The 24,368-nt window shown below is 50.0% G+C and carries 17 protein-coding genes; 9 read left to right on the top strand and 8 right to left on the bottom strand.

Going from position 1 to position 24,368, the window contains the following annotated elements; all coding sequences use genetic code 11:
• Positions 1 to 16: 16 nt before the first annotated feature.
• Positions 17 to 1,861 carry a M2 family metallopeptidase gene (locus tag CSR04_RS05245; protein WP_102795202.1) on the bottom strand — a complete coding sequence of 615 codons (1,845 nt, stop codon included), beginning with the start codon at positions 1,859 to 1,861 and terminating at the stop codon, positions 17 to 19.
• A 365-nt stretch (positions 1,862 to 2,226) separates the two neighbouring features.
• On the opposite strand from CSR04_RS05245, the gene psrA reads away from it, so the two are divergent.
• Together psrA and CSR04_RS05255 are read left to right on the top strand one after the other, a co-directional pair.
• A complete protein-coding gene (psrA, locus tag CSR04_RS05250) occupies positions 2,227 to 2,889 on the top strand; it encodes a TetR family transcriptional repressor PsrA (RefSeq protein WP_102795203.1) in 663 nt (220 codons plus the stop codon).
• A 14-nt stretch (positions 2,890 to 2,903) separates the two neighbouring features.
• Entirely contained in the window at positions 2,904 to 5,228 is a 2,325-nt protein-coding gene (locus CSR04_RS05255) for an acyl-CoA dehydrogenase (protein WP_102795204.1), read from the top strand.
• 91 nt (positions 5,229 to 5,319) lie between these two features.
• On the opposite strand, the gene CSR04_RS05260 is transcribed toward CSR04_RS05255, so the two are convergent.
• Positions 5,320 to 6,210, bottom strand: a complete 891-nt coding sequence (locus CSR04_RS05260) for a LysR family transcriptional regulator (protein WP_102795205.1) — start codon at positions 6,208 to 6,210, stop codon at positions 5,320 to 5,322.
• Between the two features lie 62 nt (positions 6,211 to 6,272).
• Between CSR04_RS05260 and CSR04_RS05265 the strand changes: the two genes are divergently transcribed.
• Positions 6,273 to 6,587, top strand: a complete 315-nt coding sequence (locus CSR04_RS05265; RefSeq protein WP_245921384.1) for a DUF2798 domain-containing protein — start codon at positions 6,273 to 6,275, stop codon at positions 6,585 to 6,587.
• 18 nt (positions 6,588 to 6,605) lie between these two features.
• Entirely contained in the window at positions 6,606 to 7,085 is a 480-nt protein-coding gene (locus tag CSR04_RS05270; protein ID WP_102795207.1) for a DUF2938 domain-containing protein, read from the top strand.
• A gap of 83 nt (positions 7,086 to 7,168) precedes the next feature.
• Here CSR04_RS05270 and CSR04_RS05275 read toward each other — a convergent pair whose 3' ends face one another.
• The 3 genes from CSR04_RS05275 to CSR04_RS05285 all read right to left on the bottom strand — a co-directional run bounded on the left by CSR04_RS05275 (position 7,169) and on the right by CSR04_RS05285 (position 10,606).
• Entirely contained in the window at positions 7,169 to 7,369 is a 201-nt protein-coding gene (locus CSR04_RS05275) for a hypothetical protein (protein WP_146027104.1), read from the bottom strand.
• Positions 7,370 to 7,509: 140 nt separating this feature from the next.
• Complete coding sequence (gene ppc, locus CSR04_RS05280; RefSeq protein WP_102795209.1) at positions 7,510 to 10,128, bottom strand: phosphoenolpyruvate carboxylase; 2,619 nt, start codon at positions 10,126 to 10,128, stop codon at positions 7,510 to 7,512.
• 169 nt (positions 10,129 to 10,297) lie between these two features.
• Positions 10,298 to 10,606: an isoamylase early set domain-containing protein gene (locus CSR04_RS05285; RefSeq protein ID WP_102795210.1), complete on the bottom strand. Its 309-nt coding sequence runs from the start codon at positions 10,604 to 10,606 to the stop codon at positions 10,298 to 10,300.
• A gap of 251 nt (positions 10,607 to 10,857) precedes the next feature.
• On the opposite strand from CSR04_RS05285, the gene CSR04_RS05290 reads away from it, so the two are divergent.
• Entirely contained in the window at positions 10,858 to 12,051 is a 1,194-nt protein-coding gene (locus CSR04_RS05290; RefSeq protein WP_102795211.1) for an efflux RND transporter periplasmic adaptor subunit, read from the top strand.
• Complete coding sequence (locus CSR04_RS05295; protein ID WP_102795212.1) at positions 12,048 to 15,170, top strand: efflux RND transporter permease subunit; 3,123 nt, start codon at positions 12,048 to 12,050, stop codon at positions 15,168 to 15,170. Before CSR04_RS05290 ends, CSR04_RS05295 begins: the two co-directional genes overlap by 4 nt.
• A gap of 106 nt (positions 15,171 to 15,276) precedes the next feature.
• Here the strand turns inward: CSR04_RS05295 and CSR04_RS05300 are convergent, their stop codons facing one another.
• Both CSR04_RS05300 and CSR04_RS05305 read right to left on the bottom strand, forming a co-directional pair.
• Positions 15,277 to 15,561 (bottom strand): RNA recognition motif domain-containing protein, encoded by a 285-nt coding sequence (locus CSR04_RS05300; RefSeq protein ID WP_102795213.1) that lies wholly within the window; start codon positions 15,559 to 15,561, stop codon positions 15,277 to 15,279.
• Between the two features lie 217 nt (positions 15,562 to 15,778).
• Complete coding sequence (locus CSR04_RS05305) at positions 15,779 to 16,429, bottom strand: glutathione S-transferase family protein (RefSeq protein ID WP_102795214.1); 651 nt, start codon at positions 16,427 to 16,429, stop codon at positions 15,779 to 15,781.
• Between the two features lie 316 nt (positions 16,430 to 16,745).
• Between CSR04_RS05305 and CSR04_RS05310 the strand changes: the two genes are divergently transcribed.
• Positions 16,746 to 18,809: a putative bifunctional diguanylate cyclase/phosphodiesterase gene (locus CSR04_RS05310; RefSeq protein ID WP_146027105.1), complete on the top strand. Its 2,064-nt coding sequence runs from the start codon at positions 16,746 to 16,748 to the stop codon at positions 18,807 to 18,809.
• Here CSR04_RS05310 and cysZ read toward each other — a convergent pair.
• The gene (gene cysZ, locus CSR04_RS05315; RefSeq protein WP_102795216.1) at positions 18,792 to 19,541 is read right to left on the bottom strand and encodes a sulfate transporter CysZ; all 750 of its coding nucleotides are present in this window, start codon (positions 19,539 to 19,541) and stop codon (positions 18,792 to 18,794) included. The genes CSR04_RS05310 and cysZ overlap by 18 nt on opposite strands.
• A gap of 136 nt (positions 19,542 to 19,677) precedes the next feature.
• Between cysZ and smc the strand changes: the two genes are divergently transcribed.
• On the top strand, positions 19,678 to 23,145 hold the full coding sequence (gene smc, locus CSR04_RS05320; RefSeq protein WP_102795217.1) for a chromosome segregation protein SMC: 3,468 nt from the start codon (positions 19,678 to 19,680) through the stop codon (positions 23,143 to 23,145).
• 9 nt (positions 23,146 to 23,154) lie between these two features.
• Positions 23,155 to 24,363, top strand: a complete 1,209-nt coding sequence (zipA, locus tag CSR04_RS05325) for a cell division protein ZipA (RefSeq protein ID WP_102795218.1) — start codon at positions 23,155 to 23,157, stop codon at positions 24,361 to 24,363.
• Positions 24,364 to 24,368 lie beyond the last annotated feature (5 nt).

Genomic DNA, 24,368 nt, shown 5'->3' on the forward strand with positions numbered 1-24,368 from the left:
TGCTTTTTTGACAAGCTTACCAGCCGCACTGACGGCCCTGGTTTTGCTGATCCAACCAGGTTTTCAACGGAGCAAAGTAATCAAGAATAGCTGTGGCGTCCATCTGGTTTGACCCCGTCATGGTTTGCAATGCTTCCTGCCAGGGTTTGCTCATACCCATTTCCAGCATATCATTCAGCGCTTTACCTGCTTCTTTGCTGCCGTAAATAGAGCAGCGATGCACAGGCCCCTGATCACCGGCAATTTCGCATAAGGCCTTATGGAACTGGAATTGCAGAATATGGGCCAGGAAGTAACGGGTATAAGGTGTATTGCCAGGTACGTGGTATTTTGCACCTGGATCAAAGGCATTAGCATCCCGCGCTACGGGTGCCATCACACCCTGATATTTTTCACGCAGTTCCCACCAGGCCTGGTTGTAATTTTCCGGTGTCACTTCCCCGGAAAATACCTTCCAGCGCCACTGATCCACCATCAGGCCAAAGGGCACAAACGCAATTTTATCCAGTGCCACCTGTAACAGCATACCCAGGTCATTGGATTCATCCGGGATCTCATTGATTAAGCCAATTTGCTTGAGGTACTTGGGTGTAATAGACAAGGCAATCGTATCGCCAATGGCTTCATGGAAGCCGTCGTTCGCGGAGCCGCGGTACAGCAAAGGTTGGTTTTTATAGGCACGCTGGTAAAAGTTATGTCCCAATTCATGGTGGATAACATTGAACTCTTCACCGGTTTTCTGGATACACATTTTAATCCGTAGATCGTCTTTGTCATCCAGATCCCAGGCAGATGCATGGCAGATAACGTCTCTGTCCTGCGGCTTAACGAATTGCGAACGTTCCCAGAAAGTTTCAGGCAGGGGCTCAAATCCCAGCGAGGTAAAAAATGATTCGGCTTGCTTGACCATTTTTATTTCGTCATAGCCATGCTTTTTCAGTGCCGCCGTGACATCCGGCACCTGCATTTTCTGCTCAGGCTTAACTAAATCATAAATATTCCCCCAGCTTTGTGCCCACATATTTCCCAGCAAATGCGCGGGAATGGGCTTGTCCTGCGGAACAACGTCTGTGCCGTAGTAATCACCGAGCTTGGCGCGCACATGGCAGTGCAGTGCTTCATAGAAAGGTTTGACCTGTTCCCAGGTACGGTCCAGTTCTGCAGAAAAATCCTTGGCCGGCATATCATATTTGCCACGCCATAGTTCGCTGGTATCGGCAAAGCCCAGTTCTTTGGCGCCTTCATTGGCCAGTGTGACCATTTCTTCGTACAGGGGCTTCATAGGCACAGAGATTTGTCGCCACCCTTGCCAGATTTCCAGCAGCAACTCGTGATCCCGGCTTCTGGCCATCTTGGCGGTCATCTGCCCCAGATCCCAACATTCCCCGTCCTTACGACAGTACTCACCTTTGCCATACATCCCGTCCAGTTCCGAGGATATCTGCGACAAGCGCTCGGATTTCTCTGGCGCTGACGGAGGGGCAAGGACAAAGGAGTTAAGCAATAAGTCCAGTTGACGACGGGTATTTGCATCCACCTCAACATGGTTGAATTTGGCTGCCTCCTTGGCCAGTTCGGCAGTGCGGACTGACAGTTTTTCACTCAGGTAGGCAGACACTGCGGCGGTATCCTGATTGATATAGGTGGCATAGGCCCAGGCAGCCTGAGAGGCAGGAAACTGCAGTTTTTCCATTTCAGCCTGGGCACTTTCGATAAAGTCCCTGGCGTCCTGCGCACTGGGGGGGGCGGCTTGTTCTACCTTGGCCGGGCTTTGGTTGCTAGCGGCCTGGTCTTGCTGACAGGCTGCCAGGCTCATAGAAAGTCCTACCATAATGGCAGACAGGGTAAGTTTATTTGGCATGATTGTCCCTTTTATTGTTCGTTGTTGGCCCGTTTATTCTTAATTGAATCGCTGGTTTTCGGGGTCTCTCCATTATAAGAGTTCGGCCAGGTAGAAGATACCCTGAGACACATTTAGCGGGAACAACATAGGAGCAGCTAATAAAAAAGACCCGGTTTCAAAAAGCGCTAGTGAAATCGGGTCCAGGGAGAAGGGAAACAAAACTCTCATATACTCTGACTGTCAAAACCTAAGCAAGTTCCCAATTCGTCGCATTAAAAAATCTCTTTAAAAATCATGTGTCTGGAACACTGTAGCAACTAGTACTTGAAATTCCCCTGATTTAAACATAGATTTCAAACTGTTGTTTGAATTGGTTGTTTGATATGAGCGCAGAAACCAAAGTACAAATTCTGGATGCCGCCGAGCGTTTGTTCGCTGAGCACGGTTTTGGTGATACCTCGTTACGGGCGATTACCACGCAGGCCAAAGTTAATCTGGCCTCGGTTAATTACCATTTTGGTTCCAAAAAGCAGCTTATTCAGGAGGTATTGCAGCGTTACCTGACCGTGTTGATGCCGGCCGTGGATGATGAATTGCAAAACTTGCTGAGAAGACAGCCGAGTCCTGATGTGGGCCAGGTATTTTCCTGCCTGGTTAAGCCATTGTTGAGTCTTAATCTGGTGCATCCGGATGGTACGGCAATTTTTGTCCGTTTGCTCGGCCGTGGTTACTCAGAGTCCCAAGGACACCTGCGCAAATATATCACGTTTCATTATGGAGCGGTGCTGCGTGCGTTCGTGCATGCTGTGCATCTTGCCGTTCCACAGTTATCGCCGGCGGAAATCTTCTGGCGTCTGCATTTTGCCATCGGCACTTTTGTGTTCACCATGGCATCCAGTAAGGCGCTAAGTGAAATTGCCCTGGCTGATTATGATCAGGAAGTGACGGTTGAGGGCATAATCGCCCGCCTGATGCCTTACATCTCAGCAGGTGTTGGTGCACCCGGAACCGAAGTTTCCCCACATCCTTTAATGGATATTGCTTAATAGAAGGTGTAGTCATGTCTATTTTATTGATTCTGCTGGTAGTTCTCGCCGTTGTGCTTGGCGTGACAGATATCAGGCGTAACCTGATCACCAAACCGGTGTTCCAGATCTTCAAGAAGATTCTGCCACCCATGTCCACGACCGAACGTGAAGCCATGGAAGCTGGCTCTATTTGGTGGGAAGGTGAGCTGTTTTGCGGCAAACCGGATTGGAACAAGCTGCACGGCTATGCAAAACCTGCGTTAAGCGAGGAAGAACAAGCCTTTATGGACAATCAGGTGGAAACCCTGCTGAAAATGCTGGATGACCACAAGATTGTGCATGAAGACAAAGACCTGCCCAAAGCGGTATGGGAATATCTGCGCAAAGAAGGTTTCTTTGCCATGATTATTCCGAAATCTTTTGGCGGACGTGAATTTTCGGCGATTGCCAATTCCACCATCGTGTCACGCATCTCCACCCGCTCCTTGAGCGTGGCAGTTACCGTGATGGTACCCAATTCTTTGGGCCCAGGTGAGCTGTTAATGCATTATGGCACCGAGCAACAGAAAAATTACTGGTTGCCGCGCCTGGCCGATGGTACTGACATTCCCTGTTTCGCCTTAACCGGTCCTGAAGCGGGCTCTGATGCTGGCGCTATTCCAGATACCGGCATCGTGTGTAAAGGTGTGCACGAAGGTAAAGAGGTGCTAGGCCTTAAGCTAAGTTGGGACAAGCGCTATATTACTTTGGCACCTGTTGCTACCGTATTGGGGCTGGCATTTAAGATGTACGATCCCGATGCTTTGTTGGGTGACAAGAAAGACCTTGGTATTACCTGTGCCTTAATTCCCACCAGCCACCCTGGTGTTAACGTAGGTGATCGTCACTTCCCAGTGGCAATGGCCTTTATGAACGGCACCACCACGGGTGAAGAGGTGTTTATCCCCCTTGATTGGATCATCGGTGGCCCGGATTACGCTGGGCGTGGCTGGCGCATGTTGGTGGAATGCTTATCGGCAGGACGGGGGATCTCATTGCCGGCCCTGGCAACGGCCAATGGTCATCTGTCGGCTCGCACCACGGGTGCTTATGCGGCGGTGCGTAAACAGTTTGGTTTATCTATCGGTAAGTTTGAGGGTATTCAGGAAGCCATGGGGCGTATCGGTGGTCTGACTTACACGTTAGAAGCCATGCGTACCATGACGGCTGGCGCCATTGACTTGGGTGAAAGCCCGTCAGTAGTGACAGCGATTGCCAAATACCATATGACGGAAATGTCACGCGAAATCATTAACGATGCCATGGACATTCATGCTGGTAAGGGTGTACAGCTTGGTCCTAAAAACTACCTAGCGCATCAGTATTTCGGTACCCCTGTGGCAATTACCGTGGAAGGCGCCAATATCCTGACCCGTAATCTGATGATATTTGGTCAGGGCGCAACCCGTTGTCACCCTTATGTGTTTGACGAAATGGAAGCGGCGGCCAATCCCGATACTGAGCAAGGCCTGAAGGACTTTGACCAGTTGCTGGTTAAGCATGTGGCTTTTGCTACCGGCAATTTCTTTGGCGCGTTGTGGCAAGGGCTTACGGCCGGTGCCTTTAATCGTGCCCCGGTATCAGGTGAAACGGGTGAGTATTATCAGCAGCTTTCACGTATGTCCAAAGGGCTGGCACTCTGTGCAGACTTTTCCATGCTGATCCTGGGCGGTGATCTTAAACGTAAGGAGATGATTTCGGCCCGTCTTGGCGATGTGCTCAGTCAGTTGTACATTGCCTCGGCTGTGCTGCGTCGCTATGAATCTGATGGTCGTCAGGTGGCCGACTTACCCTTTGTGCATTATGCCGTGCAACGTTGTTTGCAGCGTATCGGCGTAGCCTTTAACGGTTTCTTCCAGAACTTCCCCAATCGACTGGTAGCTGTGATGCTTAAACGTGTGGTGTTCCCCTGGGGGATCAACTATCGCATGCCGCATGACGATATTACTCAGCAAGTGAGTGACAGCCTGATGCAGCCTGGTGTGATGCGTGACCGCCTGACCCACCTGTGCTATATCGGTGAAAAAGCTGATGATCCGGTTGGAATCGTCGAAAACGCCTTTATTGCCATGCATGATGTCGTGCCAATTGAGAAGAAAATTCTCAAGGCGCAAAAACAAAAAGTAATTCCACGTAAGTTGCCTTTTGCGACCATGCTGGAGCTGGCTCTTAAGGAGGGTATTATCTCCGAGCACGAAGCTGAACAGCTTAAGCGTACGGATGTGTTGCGCAAAGAAGCCCTGAGTGTGGACAGCTTCGCGCCCGGCGTGCTGGAAGGACATAAGGCACACACGCAGAAAGACAAATCTGTGGCCTAACTACCTTGCATGACAAAAAGCCGGTCTTCTGACCGGCTTTTTATATCCAGGGATGGATGGTATGTCGGCGTTGCAGGAGCATTCGCCGGGGTTATTGCAGTCTCGGCATATTCTTTTCAATATAGTCGGCTATAAAGTCCCTAAGACATTTCGCCCGTTCACTCAATAATCTGCCACTTGGCCATACCAGATAAATATCACGTTTGTCCCCTTGCCACTGTGGCAGGACTCTTACCAACTCACCGTTTTCCAGTTGTGGCTGCACTTCGGTCAGGGGTAACAGGCTGATTCCCTGATGATCACAGGCTAAATGTTTCATCATCTCGGTGTCATTGAATGTGGCGTTAAAGCGCGGGAATAGCTCCTGCACAGTGCCAGACTGGTGGACAAGTTGCCATTTGCTCCACAAGGTAGTGCCAACGAGTCGGTGCTCTTTAAGTTGTCCTGGATGTTCGGGTATGCCGTTTTCAGCCAGATAGTCAGGGGAAGCTACCAGCAGTTTGGGGATTTGCCCCAGTTTCTGCTGGTATAGCAGAGAGTCGGGCTGCGGTCCTACCCGCAGTGCAAGCTCAGCCTTGCTGTTAATTAAATCCTCGCGCTGATTAGCCAGTATCAATTCAAGCTGAATCTGTGGAAACTGCCGGCTAAATCCCAACCACATAGGGCGCAGAAAGCCGTGGGATATATTGATGGGCGCCAGCACCTTGAGTTTGCCGTGCAGCAATTTATGCGATTCGCTCAACTGCTGTTGTGTCTGTTCAAATTGGCTGACCAAATCAGCGTAGGCTTGATAGTAGATTTCCCCTTCCTGGCTCAATACGCATTGCCTGGCAGAACGATGCAATAACTGGCTGCCTAACTGTTGTTCCAGTTTTTGCAATCGTCTGGTTACGGTTGCGGCAGGTAGTCCCATAAACTGGGCCGCGCCAGAAAGCCCCCCTTGCTGCACAATGTGCACAAATAAGCGAATGTCATCGAACATGATTTCAAATATGCAATTTAAGATTGAAAAAGTGCTTATGTTTTTATTTTGGCAGGTGAATTATGATGCAGCAACTTAATTCGGCAAGGCCAGTTTTAGGTGGCATTGCCGGGAATATCAACCGTCTCTGGAGCGTATCGATGATTCATCCCAAATATACCCAATACGTGTTCTCCTTCTTCATGGCATTGCTGATGTCCTGCATTATGTCATTGGTGATTACCGTCTTTAACGTGGGTGCCGTCGACGGTTTGCTGCTGATGTGGCTAAAAGCCTGGTTGTTTGCCTTTGCGGTGGCGCTGCCCACCATTAATTTGGTGACACCACTGGTAAGGCGTCTGGTCGGTATGGTTATTCGTCAGGAACACATGGCCTAAGTGCAGGGATAATGAAAAATGCAGTATATAGTTGATGTGTTACTGATTGGCATTGGCGCTACCCTGGTAATGGATTTGTGGGCGCTGCTGTTAAAACGCGGATTTAATGTCGCATCGTTGAACTTCTGTATGGTCGGGCGTTGGCTATGCCATATACCAGATGGGCAATTCTACCATCAGGGAATTGCACGCTCAGCACCGAAGAGTGGCGAATGTGCGGTGGGGTGGACTGCCCACTATGTTATCGGCGTTGCCTTTGCGTTGGTATTGACAGGCGTGCCGGATTGGCTGAATGCGCCAACCCTGCTTCCCGCTTTGGTATTTGGCGCGATCACGGTGTTGATTCCTTACTTGGTGATGCAGCCTGCGCTGGGTATGGGGATTGCGGCAGCCAAAACCCCTAATCCCATGCTGGCCAGAGTGAAAAGCCTGATAACCCACCTGGTATTTGGTGCCGGACTCTACCTGTCTGCGCTGATTGTCAGGGCTGTATTTTAACCTTAGCCTGTTGCAGCAGGTGTTGGTATAACAAAACATCATGTACCCGGCTTCTTTTTAAGTTGATTAGCAATTCGTTAAGATCAGTCAAACTTTGCCCGCTGATATTCGGTCAGGCTGTGGCTGAGCATATTATCCAGAAAGTCGGGGTAGGGCGGTGGATTTTTATCATAAAAGCCGATGCGTTGTTTGCCTGTCAGCTTACTTTCATATTCAGCTAAGATGCTCGCATAATCATGGCTGGTTTGTACGCTGGCAATGGCAGCGTTAAGGAGCTTGATCAAGTCCTGCTTTTCTTTTCCCTGTGCTTCATAGTTAGATATTGCGAAATAAAAGTGGCAGCAGTTTAGCCGACTCTTTTGTGCCATTCGAGTGTTATAAGGTAGGGGAAAAGCAGACCGGCTTAGCACCGGTCCGCTACCTGTTACCCAGTGTTACGCATTCCCACAGCGATACCGGCAATAGCCACCATCATTGCCCGTTCCAGGGTTGGGTTTTCACCTTGCTGCTTACGCACCCGGTCCAGTAATTCTATTTGCAACAGGTGTAATGGCTCCAGATAGGCAGCACGGATTTGCATGGATTCCTTGCCTTGTGGGTCCTGCTCCAGCGCACTGCTTTGTTTCATCAGTTTAAAGATCATCGCCTGACTTTGCTCAAGCTCTTCGCGTAGCGCTTTGCCGAAGTACTGCAGCGATTCGGGTACCAGGCGTTTGTCATACTCAGCGCTGATGCGAGCATCCGCCTTAGCAAACACCATGTCGAGCATCGACAGACGGGTTTTGAAAAAGGGCCAGTCGCTGATCATCTCATCCAGTATTTTCTGCTGTGTGCCATTGTCCAGCGCATATTTTACCGCTTTCATTACACCTAACCATGAAGGCAGCACCAGACGATTTTGTGCCCAGGCAAATATCCAGGGAATAGCGCGCAGGCTTTCCACCCCACCGTCGGGTTTACGCTTGGACGGACGACTGCCAAGTGGCAGCTTGCCTAATTCCTCTTCAGGGGTGGCCGCGCGAAAGTAGGGCACAAAATTGGCGTCTTCACGCACTACTGCACGGTAGTTATCACAGCCTTGTGCGGCCATCTCGTTCATCAGGTTGCGCCATTCAGCTTTTGGCGCTGGCGGCGGCAACAACATGGCTTCCAGAATGGCGCTGGCATAAAGTTTCAGACTGCGGTTGGCCAGCGCTGGCATGCCAAACTTGTAGCGAATGGTCTCGCCCTGTTCGGTGACCCGAAAACCGCCTTTTAGTGAACCTGGCGGTTGGGACAAAATCGCTGCATGAGCCGGCAGGCCGCCCCGACCGATAGTACCGCCCCGACCATGGAATAAGGTCAGTTCAATGCCTTTGCTATCGGCCAGCGCCACCAATTGCTCCTGAGACTGGTACTGCCCCCAGCCAGCGGCTAGCGCTCCGGCATCTTTGGCTGAATCCGAGTAGCCAATCATTATGTACTGTCGACCCTGGATATAACCGCGATACCAGTCAATATCCAGTAGCTTACCTGTAACGTCTGCGGCGTTATTCAGGTCATCCAGGGTTTCAAACAAAGGTGCCACCGGCATTGGCCAGTTGATACCCGCTTCTTGTAGTAGCAATTGCACTGCCAATACGTCGGAGGGCTGACTGGCCATGGAAATAATGTAAATGCCAAAACCATCTTTGCTTTGCGATGCGATAACCGCACAGGTATCCAGCACTTCCTGCACTTCTTTACTTGGTTGCCATTTGCGTGGCAACAGTGGGCGACGCGACGACAATTCCCGTAACAGGAAGGATTGCTTGTCTTCCTCACTCCAACTTAAATAATCGCCGATGCCAAGGTAGCGGGTCAGTTCACTTAATACCTGACTGTGGCGTTCTGAATGTTGACGGACATCCAGTTTTAGCAAGTGAATACCAAAACAGTGGGCTCGGCGAATAGTATCCAGCAGCTCAGCGTTGGCAATACTGGCCAGGCCGGTGTCCACCAGCGACTGATAACATAGCAGCAATGGCTCAATCAGCTCCGCCTGACTGTTTACCCAAGTGGCAGGTGAGCCGCCCTGATCGTTAATAAAGGCATCAATACCATCATGGGTTGCCTCCAGTTTATCGCGCAACTTGCGTAGGATATGACGATAAGGCTCCCTGTGATGCTCGGCAGCTTCCATCAATGCCGGTGTGCCGTGGCTCATTGACAATTCAGCCTGGAGCTTATTCAGATCATTGAAAAACAACCTGGCTGCGCGTTTTCTGGCCAGCAACAACACCTGTTCGGTCACTTTGGCCGTGACAAAGGGATTACCATCTCTGTCACCGCCCATCCAGGATGAGAACCTTACCGGGCAAGCATCCAACGGCATGGGCTGGTCAAACTCGGCACGAAACTTATCATCCATTTCGCGCAAAAACTGCGGAACAGCGTCCCACAGGGAGTTTTCTATAACCGAAAATCCCCATTGTGCTTCATCTACCGGGGTAGGTCGTACCGAGCGGATTTCTTCGGTATGCCAGGCCTGACAAATCAGTGCTGAGATTCTTTTCAACAGTTTGGCGCGGTCCTCGCTGTTCAGATCATAACCATGAATAGTGGCCAGACAGTTGGCCAGTTCACTGTATTTGTGAATCAGGGTGCGTCGCGTCACTTCTGTGGGGTGCGCGGTTAGTACTAAATCTATTCGCAGTTGGGCCAGCGCTTGCTGGAAACTGCGCCCCGCCATGCTGGTGCCTTTTAGTTTGCTGCTAAGCTGATCCAGTGGGTCTTCCGACGGCTGGGAGCTGTTAAATTCCTGCTCGGCAATATTGGCCAGGTTCAGAAATTGGGCGAAAGCACGGCCAACAGTGAGTAAATCTGTGTCTTCAAGCTCGCTGAACAGCGACTGCAATTCATGTCGGGCCTGCTCATCGCCCTGAGACGAACTGCGCCCTTGCTTGCGAATTGTTTCGATCCTGTCTAACCAGGTTTTGCCCAATTGGGCTTCGATGGTTTCACCCAGAATACTGCCTAGTTCTCTGACAGTTTCCATCAACTGATGATCGATTGGCGCTGACATGCGGTCCTCCAACTTGTTGCAGATTAAGCGGGTCATCCCGTCTATTTTGTAATTTAATTACAATAACCCGAATCGACCTACTTGTCGAAACTTTGCCTGATATGTTGTGCAGAAAATAAAATAACAGGAAGGGCTACGGGATTGCAGCCCTGGTGGGGAAACACTTAATTCATACTGAAATCACAGAGTTATCTTCCAAAGATAGCGGCGAGGGCACATAGGTGTCGGCATCCCAGTCGTTCTCCCATGTTTTGTCATCCAGCAGATAGCGAAACTGATATTGACTGTCCTTAGGCAAATCAAGAGTAGTGGTAAAGTCACCGTTCTTCAGCTTTTTCATGGGCTCAGCACTGGTGTTCCAGGCGTTAAAGTCACCCAATAACCGAACCCTGTCAGCATGTTGGGCTTCTTCTTTGGACAGCTTAAAGGTAACTTTGCATACAGGTTTGGATTTGAGATATTGCTTTTTAAAACTCATCGCGGATGCTCCTTTCTTTGTAATAAAATTACATTTGTTTGCTGTATCCTTATCATCTATACCAGAGTTGAGCGAAATTACAGCAATTTAGAATGAATAAGGTTAAAACTGATGGCTATATACTTAACGTCGTGCACATAGCTGACAGTCAATAATGGCGAAGCTGAAAACTTAACAAAATCAATAGCGCATTCGCGTTATTAAGCAATTAAACTAGCGTTTGTATCGTGACTTATTACAAAGGGTTGTCCATGAGTAGTCGCTTGAAAAAGGTGGTGTTACCTATTGGTATTATTCTGCTGGCCGGGGTTGTGGCAGCCATTATGATCTTCAGCCGTAAACCACCGGCAAAAGTGGCACATGAAACGCAGGCGTTTCTGGTAGAGGTGATACAAGTCAGCAAAAGGGATGTGGATTTTCAGGTTAAATCGCAGGGCACCGTCATCCCCAGAACCCAAACTATGTTGAGTAGCCAGGTCAGTGGCAAGATTGTGGAATTATCTGCTGACTTTATTGAAGGTGGCTTGTTCAACAAAGGTGATGTGCTGATCAAGTTGGAACAAGCCGACCACCTCACGGAACTCAAATCTGCCGAAGCACAGCTGGCCAGTGCTAAGGCAGCGTTGCAGGAAGAACAAGCCAGGGGCAAGGTGGCAGCGGAGGATTGGAAAACTGTTAAAAACAGTATCGCACCGGAATTAGGCCTCAGAAAGCCACAGTTGCAGAAAGAAAAGGCTAATGTCCTGGCTGCTGAAGCACAATTAGAGCGGGCCCAACGCAATCTTGAAAGAACATTAATACGCGCACCTTATGATGGCCTGGTAAAAAGTAAAACGGTGGATATTGGCCAGTTTGTTGGTGTGGGTACCCAATTAGGGGTGATTTATGGCACTGATGTTGCCGAAGTCCGTTTACCCCTGAGTGACAATGACCTGGCCTATCTGGCGTTACCTTCACATCAGGACGTATCAGAAGTGAGTTTGACATCTGTCGTCGCCGGACAGCCACTTAGCTGGGAGGCAAAGCTGGTGCGCAGTGAAGGGGTATTAGACCCGCAAAGTCGGGTTATTTACGCAGTGGCTGAAGTCAGCGATCCCTACCTTAGAAAACAAGAACAGCATGCTGCAGCGCTTAAATTCGGGCGTTTTGTCTCGGCCACCATTCGCGGAAACCATGCCAGAGACCTGGTGGTATTGCCACGTCATGTTTTACGGCTTGACGGCACGGTTCTGGTGGTGGACCAAGAGCTTAAGCTGCAAATACGACCGGTTAACATAGTACGTGCAGACGAACGCCATGTGTATATCGACAACGGGTTGCAGGAAGGTGAAAAGGTCACCGTGAGTGCTGTGCCCAACCCGGTCAATGGCATGCCGGTCAGATTGAACAGCGATAAAGGATCTCAGGCGGAAGATAGCACGGCGCCTGGTGGAGACGGGCAATGAGTCGTATCGACACCCATAAAGGGGTTATTGCCTGGTTTGCACGCAATTCTGTGGCTGCCAATCTGTTGATGCTGATTATCATCATTGGCGGATTAATGGGGGCGTTCAGCATCCGTAAACAGGTTTTCCCCACCTTTGAATTTAACATTGTCAATGTTCGTGTGCCTTATCTTGGTGCTGCGCCACAGGAAGTGGAAGAAGGGGTGTTGATTAAGATTGAAGAAGCCATCAAGGATATCGAAGGCATTAAAAAGATTACCGCCACCGCCACCGAAGGGATGGGCACAGTCAGTATTGAAGTGGAAGAAGATTACGATCCGCTGCTGGTGTTGGATGAGGTCAAAGTTCAAGTAGATGCCATTCCCAGCTTTCCAGAGAACATAGAAAAACCTGTTATTTACCGGCAAAAATCCACCCAGACAGTGCTGTGGGTGGCTTTGTACGGTGATACATCCGAAACCATATTAAAAGAGCTGGCCAAGGGGCTACGTGACAATATTGCCAATTTGCCCGGTGTGACAAATGTTCAGGTGGTAGGAGCCCGCAATTACGAAGTGTCAGTGGAAATATCAGAGTTGCAACTACAGCAATACGGTCTGACGTTCACAGAGTTAGTCAATGCGGTGCGCCGCACATCAATTGATTTACCCGGTGGCAGTATTCGCTCTGAAGATGGTGACATTCTGCTGCGGGCGAAAGGCCAGGCCTACAATGGTCGGGACTTTGCCGAAATTGTGCTGTTAACCCGCCCGGATGGTACCCGTTTAACCCTGGGCGATATTGCGACGATTCGCGACGGTTTTGTGGAAGATCCTAATTTTGCTGAGTTTGATGGTAAATCAGCGGTGAATGTCAGGGTTAATGCCATAGGTGATCAGAATGCCCTGAAGATTTCGGAAACCGTTAATGCGTATTTAACAGAGCAAAAAGACAAATGGCCGCCCGGTATCAGTGCAGATACCTGGGGTGACAGCTCTTTTTACCTGGCTGATCGCCTCAATATGATGCTGAGCAATATGGCCATGGGGGCGTTGCTGGTGTTTTTGGTGTTGTCTTTGTTCTTAAAGATTCGCCTGGCCTTTTGGGTCATTGTGGGTCTGCCGGTGTGTTTTCTGGGCACGCTGCTGTTAATGCCATCCGCATTCTTTGACCTGTCTATTAACATGATCAGCTTGTTCGGCTTTATTCTGGTGCTGGGCATAGTGGTTGACGATGCTATTGTGATGGGGGAGTCGGCCTACTCAGAGATTGATCGCAAAGGACACAATGCCGGCAATGTGATTGCCGGTGTGAAAAAAGTCGCGATGCCTGCAACCTTCGGTGTGCTAACCACTGTTGCGGCTTTTACGCCGATGTTAATGGTGCCTGGCACCTTTGGGGTGATTTGGAAAACTATTGGTTGGGTGGTGATTCTTTGCCTGTTGTTTTCTTTAATTGAATCCAAGCTAATTCTGCCTGCTCACTTGGTGCATATGAAAACCACCCCATATGACCCGGCCAAGGCCAATCGTTTTCAACGATTCCGCGACTTTTTTGCCGAAGGTATTAAAGGTTTTGTACAGCATCGCTATCAGCCCTTGTTGGAAAAGGCCGTGCGCAACAGGTATACCACGCTGGCTTGCTTTATTGCCGCGCTGATTTTAACCGTGGGGCTGTTTGGCAGTGGACTGGTCAGGTTTGTATTCTTTCCCACCATTCCAAGCGACTTTATGTCGGCCACAGTGCAAATGGAACCTGGTTCATCCATTAGTCAACGAGACTTGGCCATCCGCAAAATTTTGGATGCCCTATATGATATGGACAAAGCCGTCGCTGAACAAAATGGTGCCGGTGTGGTAAAGCACTCCATGGCGTTTGACCAGGGTAATTTGGGCGGCCAGGTGTTTGTGGAGCTGTCAAAAGGGGAAACCCGGGAACTGGACGCCTTTGCGATTCAGGATAAATGGCGGCAATTTATTCCCGATCTGCCTGGGGTTAAAAACGTCGATGTGGGCGACCCAGGAGGGCCGGGCGGTGGCTCTGATATTTCACTGCAATTCAGCGGCACCAATCTCATCGAACTGCGCGCCGCTACTGAAGAAATCAAGCAACACCTGGCAAGCTATGACGGTGTCGTGGATATTCAGGACGATTTTTCCGGCGGCAGTGATGAGATCCGTTTGCATATAAAGCCCCAGGCCGAGGCTATGGGCTTGAGTCTGGAAAATCTGGCACGGCAGGTGCGCTACGGTTTTTATGGTGCTGAAGCACAACGTATTCAACGGGGCGATGAGGAAGTCAAGGTAATGGTGCGCTATCCAAAGGATGAACGCAGCTCCATCGGGCACTTGGAAAATATGCGTATCCGCACCCCAGATGGACATGAGGTGCCATTTTCTGAGGTGGCAGAGATTGAACTGGCGCAGGGCTATGGTTCTATTGTACGTATTAATGGCGTGCGCTCAATTACGGTATCTGCAAAAGTGAATAAAGCCGTGACTGAGCCAGGTAACGTGGTGAGTGAGGTTACCAGTCACTATGTGCCTGGATTGCTGGAACGCTACCCGTCAGTGTCTTTTGGCCTGGAAGGCGCTTCCAAGGAAGAAGGCGAGGCCTTGATGAGCCTGGCTCAGGGCGCGATTTTCGCCTTGTTTGCTATTTATGCCCTGATGGCCGTACCACTTAAATCTTATTCGCAGCCACTTATTATTATGTCGGTCATACCTTTTGGTATTGTCGGTGCCATCGTTGGCCATTTGTTACTGGGGCATGCGGTGAGTGTTTTATCTTTATGCGGCATTATTGCCTTGTCTGGGGTGGTGGTGAACGACAGCCTGATTATGGTGGACTTTGTTAATCGCGCCAGAGCGGAAGGGCACTCATTGCTGGAATCTGCCATTCAGGCTGGAACTCAACGTTTCCGTGCTATCGTCCTGACCTCACTGACGACCTTTATGGGGTTAATGCCTATCGTGTTTGAACGCAGTTTGCAGGCGCAGATTGTGATTCCCATGGCGATTTCACTGGCATTTGGGATCTTGTTTGCCACGGTTATCACCTTACTGCTGGTGCCTTGTTTATATCTGATTCTGAATGATATACGTAGCGTGTTCAGTCGGAAGTCTGCTTATGCGGTCTAGATTCAACATCTAAGACGCCATACCGCAAAAAATAAAAAAGCCCCGAACAGGGGCTTAATTTTACGCAGTTACCCGAAACCAGGGTTTCGGGATTCACTTCCTTGTATTAGAAGCGACCACGGCTGTTAGAGTGACCACCAGTTCTTGGCTTAGGTGGACGAGCTTCGTTAACTACCAGGGCACGACCGGAAACTTCTTTACCGTTCAGACTCTCGATGGCAGCTTCAGCCTCAGCACGATTTTCGAACTCGACAAAACCAAAGCCTTTAGAGCGATTGGTTTCACGGTCTGTGATGATTTTGGCGGAGCTAACGGCACCGAACGCAGCAAAAGCTGCTTCCAAATCAGCGTCTGTCATTTGATATGACAAGTTTCCAACATATAGTTTCATTGCAAGTTTTCTCACGGCTGTTAAGTATCTACGCCATCAAGGGAGCCAACAGCCAGAATCGCCCGATGTCGCGTGACCGGCAACCATTGCCTGCCACTTGGTTCATTTCTAGTTTGAGGCAAACAACCACTAAGAGCAACAAAGATTTACGCAAAAATTGATTATTTCCTGTTCAGATTCAAGCAATCACGGATTTCTGTCTGCTCAAACACTCACTTTAGCGCTCTGAACCCTCTATGACTTCGTTTTCTGCCCGTGCATCCTCGTACCATTGTCGCATGGCATGCAGAGACAGTATCTGTTCCTGATAGCGTTTAATTCTGGCATTTCGGGGTGCCACGCCATAGGTTTTAAAGCGGGTGACAACCGGTGCATACATGGCATCGGCAATGCTGAACTGGTTGAACAGGAAAGGGCCGTCGTGGCATTCAAGGCAGCTCTGCCAGATATCCTGCACCCGTTCGATGTCGGCAGCCAGCGCTTCGGTGATATCCACATGTACCGCCACTTTTCGGCAGTTCATCGGCATTAACTGGCGCAGCGTCGAAAAGCCGCTGTGCATTTCCGCACTGATACTGCGAGCCCTGGCTCTGGCAGCCTTGTCTGCTGGCCAGGCATGAATCGCAGGGAAGGCTTCAGCCAGATATTCCATAATTGCCAGGGAATCCCATATCAGCAGGCTATCCTGTTTCAGTACTGGCACCAGGCCTGCAGGCGAGCGCTGCAAAAGCGCGTCTTTACTGTTGGGTTGGTACAACGCGATGCGTTCTTCAGCAAAAGCAATGTCATTGACCTTCATCAGCAACCAGGGCCGTAAAGACCAGGAGGAGTAATTTTTGTTGCCGATAACCAGGGTGAGTCCAGCCATGGGAGTCCTTAAATTAACCAGTCAGTAGAGGGTATCAAGCTAACCCTAACCGCACATAAAAGGAAGTCAGATATGAACGCAGAAATGCAAAGCAGATATCAGTGTCACGATTAAATAATTGTATAGACACTTTTACCTATAATTAGCTGACAAACTTTAGGTTGATCATGTAGGCTTCTTTTTGAACAAATGGTGATATGTGCAGTTTTCATCATGGGGCATTGGATGTGCCCCGGGTGGTAACGATGCTTACGGAAAGCATCCATGCGACGACTTTGTGCGTTTGCTGACTGACAAGATCATTAGGTTGTTTCTGATGCAAGCCAATTCTCCGTTCCATTCTGATTTTCAGCAGTTTATCCACCGCTCTACGGAACCTATGTTGTTACTAAGGGAAGGGCGGGTGGTGCAAGCTAACCAGGCGTTGATTAAAGCACTTGGTTATCAGAACGATACCGCACTTCAACACATGGCCCTGACCGAACTGTGCCAGAATTCTGCGGACGACATGGATATTGCCCTTAGCCTCAAAAAATTTGAACAACATGGCCAGGGGAAGGGGCAATGGGAGTGGCTGACCTATGGCGAAGACTGGATTAATGTTGAATGTCACTTCACCCGTATTCAGTTGGCGGATGGCGACTATCTGCACGCCAGTTTACGTATTCTGGACGAGTTTGGCCCCAGCGCGGCATTGCAACTGCAACTCTATCAACAGGTTTTCGACTCTTCCAGCGAAGCGGTGATTATTACCGACAGACATCAGCAAATTGCCTATGCCAACCGGGCCTTTTGTGAAATGAGCGGCTACAACACCAGCGAATTGGTGGGGAGCGACATTCGAATTCTGCGTTCAGATAAACAGGATGATCAGTTCTTTCTGGATATCACCATGCAATTAATGGAAAAAGGTTTCTGGAGTGGTGAGTTGTGGGACAAGAACAAGCAGGGCGTGGATTTTCTCTGTCAGGTACGGTTAAGCGCCATTGTGGATGAATATCGCCGCCCCTGTTATTTCGTTGGGGTTTATACCGACATGGCCACCCAGGACAGCCGTCTGCATAAACTGCGGGAAATGGCTTACCAGGATGAACTAACCGGGCTCCCTAACCGCGCCCTGTTAATGCAGTTAATTCCCCATCAGATTAATCAGTGCCGACGCGATAATAATGGCTTTGGCCTGATGTTTATGGACCTGGATAAATTTAAGCAGGTCAACGACACCCTTGGCCATGAAGCAGGTGATGAATTGCTGCGTCTGGTCGCCAAACGCTTCTGCAACGTGCTGAGAAACAGCGATACCGTGGCTCGCTTGGGCGGTGATGAATTTGTGATTTTGGTGGGTAATGCTTCGGGGCCTGAATCCATGGCCAGAGTAGCCGAAAAACTGCTGCAATGCCTGGAAGAACCCTTTGTGATTAAAAATACCCCGGTGGAAGTTGGCGCCAGTATCGGTATCAGTTTGTTTCCTTACAACAGCGAACAGTCAGAAGAACTCTTGCATCAGGCCGATATTGCTATGTACCGGGCCAAAAAAGACGGACACAGTCAGTTTGTCTTTTATTGTGAGGATCTTAATCAGGAACTGGTGTACTACAAGGAAACCGAACAACAGATTAAAGATGGTCTGAAACGCGGCGAGTTTATTCCGTATTACCAGCCGCAGGTGGACAGCCTCAGTGGCGACATTGTCGGGGTGGAATGTCTGGCTCGCTGGAAACATGCCAAACGCGGTATAGTGCCACCGGATCAATTTATTGCCGTGGCAGAACGTTCAGGGCTGATACAGGAAGTGTTTTTACAGGTACTGGCACAGGCGCTGGCCCATATCAATCTATGGAAAAGCCTGTACCAAAAGGAGATCCAGGTTTCAGTGAATATTTCCGGTTATCAGTTTTGCGATCAGCAGAATATTCAGCAGATGTCTAACTTGCTGAAAGACTCGGGCCTGCCAGCTAATATGCTCAGAACTGAAATTACCGAAAGCTCACTGATGGATAGCGGTCAATATTTGCTGGAACGCCTGGCCTGGGTGAAAACCGCTGGTTTCAGTATTGCGCTGGATGAATTTGGCAGTGGCTACTCATCGTTACGGCAACTGAAAATATTGCCGGTAGATACACTCAAGATAGATCGCTCCTATATGTCCAATATGGACGACGAGCCCAGAGACAAGATCATTATCAAGGCGATTATTCAATTGTCTAAAACCCTGGGCATTGGTGTGGTGGCCCAGGGCGTGGAACGAGAAGATCAGGTCAGGTTTCTACAAGAAAATGGCTGTCATTTGATGCAGGGCTATCATTTCAGCCGACCCTTGCCAGCCGCTGACTTTGAGCGGTTGCTGGCCAATCAGAACAGCTCAGCGGCGAAACTCTGAGCGATACTTATCCACCCACATGGCCGTGGCACCACAAATTGCTACAGGCATAACCAGAAAGTTAACAATAGGAACCATGGCAAACAGGGTGACAGTAATGCCGAAACTAAAGGCACTGCCTTTGTTTTGCCCCAGTCTTTCGCGCATTAGTGGAAAGGCCACTTTGTGGTTGTCAAAGGGGTAGTCGCAATATTGAATGGCCATCATCCAGGCGGTAAACAAAAACCAGATAACCTGACCAAATACCGGTAGCAGAAAAAACACAATCAAGAAGCCCAAAGCACGGGGAATATAGTAAACCAGCTTGGTCCATTCGCGGCCCAGCGTGCGGGGAATATCTTTGATGACCGCCAACATACCGCCATCATCAAGGCGTTGTCCGGTCAGGTGTTGTTCTACTTTTTCTGCCAGCAGGCCATTAAATGGTGCTGCGAGCCAGTTAGCGATACTGCTGAAAATAAAGGAAAAGGTGACCAATATTACAATCACGGCCAGTGGCCACAAAAAGAAGCTTAACCAGTCTCTTAGCCATGACAACCAGTCTGGCACCTGATCCATCAGCCACAAGATGGCGGTGTCAATTTCCTGCAACAGAAAATAAAAGGCCAGAGCGAACAGCATCAGATTCACCATCAGCGGAATGAACACAAACCGCTTCAGACCTTTGGTTTGGATTAACTGAAATCCCTGAAAAAAATAAGCAGCACCGCTTTTGGGTTGTTGGCCTTGCATGACACTCCAGGCAGATATGGGTTTTAGCACAGAGTAACGTAATTGTGCCTGGGGAGAAAATTCCTTAATTGTTACACTTATTGAGTTTTGGTACAGTCGATTCGCGCCCACGACGTGACAACTATAACAAGGACCCATGCGCTTAAAGAAAATTAAACTGGCCGGTTTCAAATCCTTCGTGGATCCCACCAGTATCCCTTTCCCGGACGATATGACAGCCATTGTGGGTCCCAATGGCTGTGGCAAGTCCAATGTGATTGATGCCGTGCGCTGGGTGCTGGGCGAAAGCTCAGCCAAAAACCTGCGTGGCGATGCCATGACCGACGTTATTTTTAATGGCTCCACTGCCCGAAAACCGGTTTCTCAATGCAGTGTTGAGCTGGTATTTGACAATTCCAGCGGTCGTATTCAGGGTGAATATGCCAAGTACAATGAACTCTCTATTAAGCGCTTGGTTACCCGTGATGGCCAATCCAACTATTTTCTGAACGCCAGTAAATGTCGCCGCCGCGACGTCACCGATCTGTTTCTTGGTACCGGCCTTGGGCCACGCAGCTATGCCATTATTGAACAAGGCATGATTTCCAGATTGATTGAGTCAAAGCCCCAGGAATTAAGAGTTTTTATTGAAGAAGCGGCGGGTATTTCCAAATACAAAGAGCGACGTCGGGAAACGGAAAACCGCATTCGCCATTGCCGTGACAACTTGGAACGCCTTGAAGATGTGCGCGGTGAGTTGGGTCAACAATTAGAAAAACTGCAGCGCCAGGCCGCTGCCGCCAAGCGGTATAAGGAATTAAAAGCCCGCGAACGTAAGCTCAAGTCTGAACTGGCCGCGCTGCGCTGGCTAAAGCACTCTGAACATATTAACGAACTGGAACAAAGTATTGCGGCCAAAGAGGCTGAGATAGAGGAATTTATCGCCCGCCAACGGGGCGATGAGAGAGGCATGCTGGCCTTTCAGGAACAAGTGGATGACTTAAAACAGCAGTCCAGTGACCTGCAGAATCAGTACTTTCAGGTGGGTAATCAGATCAGCCGTCTGGAACAAACCCAAATTCATGCCCGTCAGCGTAAGCAACAGATAGAACAGGAACTGGCGCAACTGCAAGAAAACCTGGCCAGCTTAGAAGTCGAGCAGAGTGAAGAAACACAGCGACAGGAAAGGTTGACCGAGCAATTTGACCAGCTACAGCCAGAGCTGGCGATGCTCGAAGAGCAGCAACAACAAGCCAATTTTCTATTGCTTAGTGCTGAACAGCAGTGGCAGGACCAGCAGGATCACTGGCGGCATCAGGAGCAGGGCCTGTATCAGTTAAAACAGCAGGTGCAAGACAGACAAAGCCAGATTCAGTCGTTACAGACCATGCTGGAACGGGACAGTTTGCGACTGGAGCAAACGGTACAGGAGCTGCAGGCCCTTAACAATCAAAGCCTTCACCAGCAATTGGTGCAAATGCAGGAAGTGCTGGCAAGCAAGCAAACTGAACTTGAACAAAGTAAAGAAAAGCAGGACCTGGCCAAAACCACGTTGGAAAACGCCCGGCTCGCTCTGGAAAACCGCCAGCAGCAGCAGTTGCAACTAAAAGGTCGTTTGCACCAGGCGCAAGCCAGCCTGCAGGCGCTCAGTCAGTTGCAGGAAAACAGCTCAGACAGAGCCAGCGCTACCCAGCAATGGCTGGCACAACAAACTGTGCCACCTAAGTCTGCCTGGCAGTGGCTCAATGTCGACCCTGAATGGGAAAAGGCGGTTGAAACCGCGATGTCCGACTGGTTGGCGGCACTGGTGCTTGAGTCTGGTGAGTATCCACTGATTGACGGCACGCTCTGGTTGCTGGCTGAGCATATGACAAGCGAAAAACCTGTCGGTACCCTGGCCACCAAGGTCAATGCCGACAAGGTACCAGATTGGCTGACCAGAATAAGGCTCAGCGATGAGAATATGGCGCTGGCACCACAGCTTGATGGATTAGCAGAGGGGGAAAGCCTGATTAACCGGCAAGGTCATTGGCTGGGACGGGGTTGGGCCTGTTTAGGCAGTCAATCCGGTCAAAGCGGTGTACTTGACAGAGCCAGACAGATAAACGACCTGAGTGGGCAATGCCAGGTGCTTGATGAGGAACTGAACCAATTAGCTGAACAAATCGCTGCTGACCAGCACGCCCTGGCGACGGCCGATCATGCCTGGCAACAGGCTGGAGAGGATGTCAGGCAGTTGGACAGACTGTGTATAGAGTATCAGCAGCAGGTTCTTGCCCTTCAGCAGCAGCAACAACAACAAATGCAACAGATTGACAGATTGCAGACCCAAGTTGACCAGCAGCGCCAACAGGTGGAAGAAGATCAGTTGCGTCGCGAGGAGCTGGCTGGCGAGCTGGAAGAATTGCAGATGCGTCTGGATGATGAGAGCGACGCCATGCAATCTATTCAGAGCCAGCGAGAGTCATTACAACAAGACCTTAGCAGCAAGCGCGCCCAGCATGATGCCCTGCGCAATCGCTGTCATCAAATGGCCTTACAAGTACAAAACCTGCAGAATCAGGTGCATGCTGGTAGTCAGCATCTGCAACGTCTGCAACAGTCGCTGCATAGCCTGAAAGAACGTTATCTGCAGCTTCAGCAGGAACAAGGGCAATGGCAATCACCCATAGAGGAACAGGGGGAGCAACTGCAGGAACTGTTGGCCCAGCGTTTATTGCTGGAGGAACAGCAAAGTCTGATCCATAGCCAGTTGCATGACGCTGAAGAGCAACTTCGACAAAGTCACAAAGGACAGCAAGGTATTCAGGAGCAGATTCAAAAGATGCGCGACCTGCAGCAAAGCCTGAAACTGGAAGCCGAAGGGGCCAAGGTCAGAGCCAGCGCCGTACTTGAGCAGTTGCAGGACATGAATCAGCCCTTGAAGCCAGTGCTGGAGAGTCTGGACGAACAGGCCGAGGAAAATCTGTGGCAGCAGGAGCTGGATAAAACTCAGGCCGCAGTATCGCGTCTGGGGGCGGTGAACCTGACTGCGGTGGAAGAGTACGATATTCAGGCTGAGCGTAAGCAGCACCTTGATGAACAGCATGAAGATCTGGTGGGTGCCCTGGACACCCTGGAAAGCGCCATTCGTAAGATAGACAAGGAAACCCGCAGTCGCTTTCGCGATACCTTTGACAAGGTCAACGATGACCTGAAAATGTTGTTTCCTAAAGTCTTCGGCGGGGGGGCGGCATATCTGGAGCTCACCGATGATGACCTGCTGGAAACCGGCGTCACCATCATGGCCCGGCCACCCGGCAAGAAAAATAGTACCATTCATCTGCTTAGCGGTGGAGAAAAAGCCCTGACCGCTTTATCATTGGTGTTCGCAATTTTCAGGCTGAATCCGGCGCCTTTTTGCTTGCTGGATGAAGTGGATGCACCTCTGGACGATGCCAACGTTGGCCGGTTTTGTAAGTTGGTATCAGAAATGTCCAAGACAGTGCAGTTTATTTATATCACCCATAACAAGATCGCGATGGAAATGGCAACCCACCTCACCGGCGTGACCATGGCTGAACCTGGTGTTTCGCGCATGGTCGCTGTGGATGTGGACGAAGCCGTCGCTCTTGCAGAATTATAAAAAGATAAGATGGAAGAATTACGTCTGACTTTTCTCATTTTTGGTGCCCTGGCCATTGCAGGGATCCTGGTACATGGCCTTTGGACCGTGCGTAAGAAGAACAGCAAAAAACGGCAAAGCAAGCCCGCCTATCTGAATCATCGCCAGCAGCAGTCACAGGACCAGGTGGATGAAGATGATTCTGATTTTGCCCCGCACAAGCGCAATGAACCGCAATTTAATGATTTTGATGAATTGGGCCTGGGACCGGTTCGGGTGGTTAAAAACCAGAGTAAAAAGGCTGATGAGCCGTCACTTTCTGCCGATTCAAGCGAAACGTATATTGAACCCGCGGTTTGTGAGCCGCAAGGGAAAAGCCCGGAAAAACGTGAAGAGCAACGCGATGTCAGCGCTGTTGTTCCCGAGCCTCCGGCTTCCTTATTGCGTAAAGATATGCCACCTGAATCCGCGCAGAGCAGTCAACATGCCGAATCGACAGATTCTGCGCCAACAGCGCCTGCTGCTCAGCCTGTCAGACGGGAACCAAGCTTAGATGAGGTGCCGAATCAGCAGGCGACACCAACAGCGAACGCGTCGCTTCAACCTGAACCTCGCCCTGGTCTGGCGGAGCAGGCAAGAAATCTGGTGATGGGCAAAAAGCCGGATGCTCCCAAACGCCGTGAGCCACAAATGCGTGGCAGTAAAGTGCGTGAAGATCAAATGCGCATTGATTTTGACGACGAACCTAAGCTGGAAACGCCAGCACCGCAGGCCCCCAAGGAAACTAAAGACAGCAACAAAGCGGTTGGCCAGGAAGTGTTAGTGCTGAATATCAAGTCGCCTGATAATAAACCGATTTCCGGTGCTGCCCTGTTACCGGCTTTGCTGACCTTGGGGTTTAAATTTGGCGACCAGGATATCTTCCATCGACATGTAAACAGCAATGGTAAAGGCCCGGTGCTATTCAGTCTGGCCAATATGTTTAAGCCGGGCGTGTTCGACGTCGACAATCTGGAAACCTTCTCCACTCAGGGCTTGTCACTGTTTATGATCCTGCCTATCGAAGGGGATCCCCATCAGGTTTTTAATATGATGCATAACGCGGCGCGAAAGCTGGCAGATGAATTCGGTGCGCAGGTACTGGATGGACGCCGCGCGGTGTTAACTAAGCAAAGTTTGCAGCAATATGTAGAGAAAATTCGCGAATTCGAGCGAAAGCGCATGATTCGCAAGGCGTAGTAGAA

Source organism: Bowmanella denitrificans (assembly GCF_002887595.1).
Lineage (GTDB): Bacteria > Pseudomonadota > Gammaproteobacteria > Enterobacterales > Alteromonadaceae > Bowmanella > Bowmanella denitrificans.

Excerpts from the sequence above, each read along its gene's own strand:
- CSR04_RS05295 (WP_102795212.1), top strand. The coding sequence starts at position 12,048 with ATGAGTCGTATCGACACCCATAAAGGGGTTATTGCCTGGTTTGCACGC.
- CSR04_RS05265 (WP_245921384.1), top strand. The coding sequence starts at position 6,273 with ATGATGCAGCAACTTAATTCGGCAAGGCCAGTTTTAGGTGGCATTGCC.
- psrA (WP_102795203.1), top strand. The coding sequence starts at position 2,227 with ATGAGCGCAGAAACCAAAGTACAAATTCTGGATGCCGCCGAGCGTTTG.
- ppc (WP_102795209.1), bottom strand. The coding sequence starts at position 10,128 with ATGTCAGCGCCAATCGATCATCAGTTGATGGAAACTGTCAGAGAACTA.
- cysZ (WP_102795216.1), bottom strand. The coding sequence starts at position 19,541 with ATGCAAGGCCAACAACCCAAAAGCGGTGCTGCTTATTTTTTTCAGGGA.
- CSR04_RS05290 (WP_102795211.1), top strand. The coding sequence starts at position 10,858 with ATGAGTAGTCGCTTGAAAAAGGTGGTGTTACCTATTGGTATTATTCTG.
- CSR04_RS05270 (WP_102795207.1), top strand. The coding sequence starts at position 6,606 with ATGCAGTATATAGTTGATGTGTTACTGATTGGCATTGGCGCTACCCTG.
- CSR04_RS05305 (WP_102795214.1), bottom strand. The coding sequence starts at position 16,429 with ATGGCTGGACTCACCCTGGTTATCGGCAACAAAAATTACTCCTCCTGG.
- CSR04_RS05310 (WP_146027105.1), top strand. The coding sequence starts at position 16,746 with ATGCAAGCCAATTCTCCGTTCCATTCTGATTTTCAGCAGTTTATCCAC.
- CSR04_RS05260 (WP_102795205.1), bottom strand. The coding sequence starts at position 6,210 with ATGTTCGATGACATTCGCTTATTTGTGCACATTGTGCAGCAAGGGGGG.
- CSR04_RS05245 (WP_102795202.1), bottom strand. The coding sequence starts at position 1,861 with ATGCCAAATAAACTTACCCTGTCTGCCATTATGGTAGGACTTTCTATG.
- CSR04_RS05300 (WP_102795213.1), bottom strand. The coding sequence starts at position 15,561 with ATGAAACTATATGTTGGAAACTTGTCATATCAAATGACAGACGCTGAT.
- smc (WP_102795217.1), top strand. The coding sequence starts at position 19,678 with ATGCGCTTAAAGAAAATTAAACTGGCCGGTTTCAAATCCTTCGTGGAT.
- zipA (WP_102795218.1), top strand. The coding sequence starts at position 23,155 with ATGGAAGAATTACGTCTGACTTTTCTCATTTTTGGTGCCCTGGCCATT.
- CSR04_RS05285 (WP_102795210.1), bottom strand. The coding sequence starts at position 10,606 with ATGAGTTTTAAAAAGCAATATCTCAAATCCAAACCTGTATGCAAAGTT.
- CSR04_RS05255 (WP_102795204.1), top strand. The coding sequence starts at position 2,904 with ATGTCTATTTTATTGATTCTGCTGGTAGTTCTCGCCGTTGTGCTTGGC.